The sequence below is a fragment of the Desulforamulus profundi genome (assembly GCF_002607855.1).
Window position 1 is genome coordinate 1 of the sequence record NZ_AWQQ01000093.1, and the last position, 2,152, is coordinate 2,152.

The 2,152-nt window shown below is 44.1% G+C and carries 3 protein-coding genes; 1 reads left to right on the top strand and 2 read right to left on the bottom strand.

The features are described from left to right. Nucleotides 1-507, bottom strand: a 507-nt coding sequence (locus P378_RS14800) for a nitrogenase component 1 family protein (protein WP_143338504.1), incomplete at its 3' end; no start/stop codon positions are given. Nucleotides 508-670: 163 nt separating this feature from the next. Continuing rightward, a complete protein-coding gene (locus P378_RS14805; RefSeq protein WP_099083492.1) occupies nucleotides 671-1,483 on the bottom strand; it encodes a histidinol-phosphatase in 813 nt (270 codons plus the stop codon). Nucleotides 1,484-1,672: 189 nt separating this feature from the next. Between P378_RS14805 and P378_RS14810 the strand changes: the two genes are divergently transcribed. Then, entirely contained in the window at nucleotides 1,673-2,032 is a 360-nt protein-coding gene (locus P378_RS14810; RefSeq protein ID WP_099083491.1) for a hypothetical protein, read from the top strand. Nucleotides 2,033-2,152 lie beyond the last annotated feature (120 nt).

Genomic DNA, 2,152 nt, shown 5'->3' on the forward strand with positions numbered 1-2,152 from the left:
ATCGGGGGACTGACAACAACATTCCCAAGTCATCCAGTATACGACCGATAATTTCACCGTAGTAGACCATTTAACAACAGGTATTGCCTTTTTCTGTAACGTCTGCCCGTAGTGGTTGATACCGTTGGTAACAAATGCGAGTCCCTGTCGAATCACCCGTTCGGTTTCAGACTGGCGTAAACTCATCACCATACCTACATCTCTCAATGCCCCCGCGGTTTCAGAGGGACCCATAAAGGAAACGGTTAAAAAAGGACGGTCAAAGCGGCTTTGAATCCTTTTTTGTATCATAACCTCACTGGTTGGCAAATGGTTGATATTAATGTTTACGCTTTGTAAAACAACTGATTTCATGTGTTCAGGCGGGAGATAGTCTGCTACAATATCCAATTCCAGTAACAACTCTTTAACCGTTTGAATCTCTTTTTGATTTTGAAAGTCGCCAAAAAGATTAGCGGCAAACAATGTCTTGTTTTGTAAAGAGAAGTCAGCTTTTAGTGCTTTCATTGTACCACCCCCGTAGAATTAGTCCAACAAAAAGGTGCTGATCAAAAATCTTCAGCACCTTTGCTTAATCTGTTTTTATTCCGTTTTTTAGATTATACCACCCGCCATTTAGTCCATCAACCAGTTCTCTAGCGAATCTTGTTGATTATTTAAAGAAAAATGGTTAGCCCAAGGGATAAGCTTCTGCCTTTCTACAGGAAAACACCTGAATTTCCCTGTACCCTGTCTTTCTGGCCAGTTCAAGAGCTTTGGGGAAATCCGCCCCTACATCTCCTGGGCAGTGGGCATCTGAGCTGATCACAATGGGAACACCCTGTTTACAGCAGGCCTCCAGAAGCAGCGGGTGCGGGTAGATTTCTCCTACCGGTTTTCTTAACCCGGCGGTGCTGATCTCGATACAGGTGCCGTTTTCGGCCAGGATCTTTGTCACCCGGTTGTATTGTTCAACAAGAAAATCCATGTTGGTTGGCACATATTTAAAGATCTTTGCCAGATCAAGGTGACCGGCGATATCAAACAGCCTGCTCCGGGCCAGGCGTTCAATGTGATCAAAATAGGCTCGCCAAACATCTTCAACGTTTCGCCGGTCCCATTCCTGCTTCATTTCCGACAGGTCGATTCCCCACTCATCTATCCAATGCACCGAACCTATGACATAGTCAAAGGGATAGCGGTTTAGGAATTCTTCAATTTCCTGTTCCTTCCCCGGAAAGTAGTCCATCTCAATGCCAAACTTAACCTTGATCCCTTCTTCCCGGGCCTTCATAATCATCGAAAGGTAATCTTCCATTCTTTGGGTCTGCCTAGGCTCTACCCAACCATTCCAGAAGATCGACCTGGTCTCAACAAACCTGTAGGCATGCTCCGAAACCCCCCACTCTTCGATGCCTGCCGCCCCGGCCTGCCGGGCAAACTCACGCAGCCAGTCTACGGTGTAAGGTCCCTGCTCCACATGAATATGATAATCTGTTAACATGCTTTCACCAACTTTTGCGCTCTTATAAAGCCAATCATATAAGCACTTGAGAAAAAAATCAATAAAATCGGTCTGTATACATGTCCGTTATTGAATGTAGCTTTTGTCCAAACTTTTTATGTTTTCTACTTGATAATCTGGTAAAATAAAAATATCCTTACTGTGATTTAAGATTGGAGGAAATAATCGATGTCCCACCTCACCAAAGAAGGCCTGGCAGATCTGCTGGCAAAGGTTAAAGAAGACATACAAAAAGAAAATCAAATTCCGCCTGCATGCTTATCAAAGGAAGAACAGGAACTGCTTAAAATGTATATTCCTATGCAGTTAGGAGAAGAAAGCGCCAAGAAAATGACGGAACTGGTGAATGAAATACGGGAAGGAAAACGCCCTCCACTTACAGATGAGGAAAGACTTGAGCTAAATCAAAAGAACATGGAGGAAAGCTTAATCAATTTCCTAACCAAATTATCTACGGCCGGCGATGATGAAGTAGAAACGATCCGTGAAATGTGCGAATGCATCCGGGCCAGTCGCTGCGGCTTCTAAAGTTACGTTCATAAAAATTGGCATTTGACTTTTCCCAAAAGATTTACTATAATAAACAAGTTGCCGCGGGATAGAGCAGTTGGTAGCTCGTCGGGCTCATAACCCGAAGGTCGGAGGTTC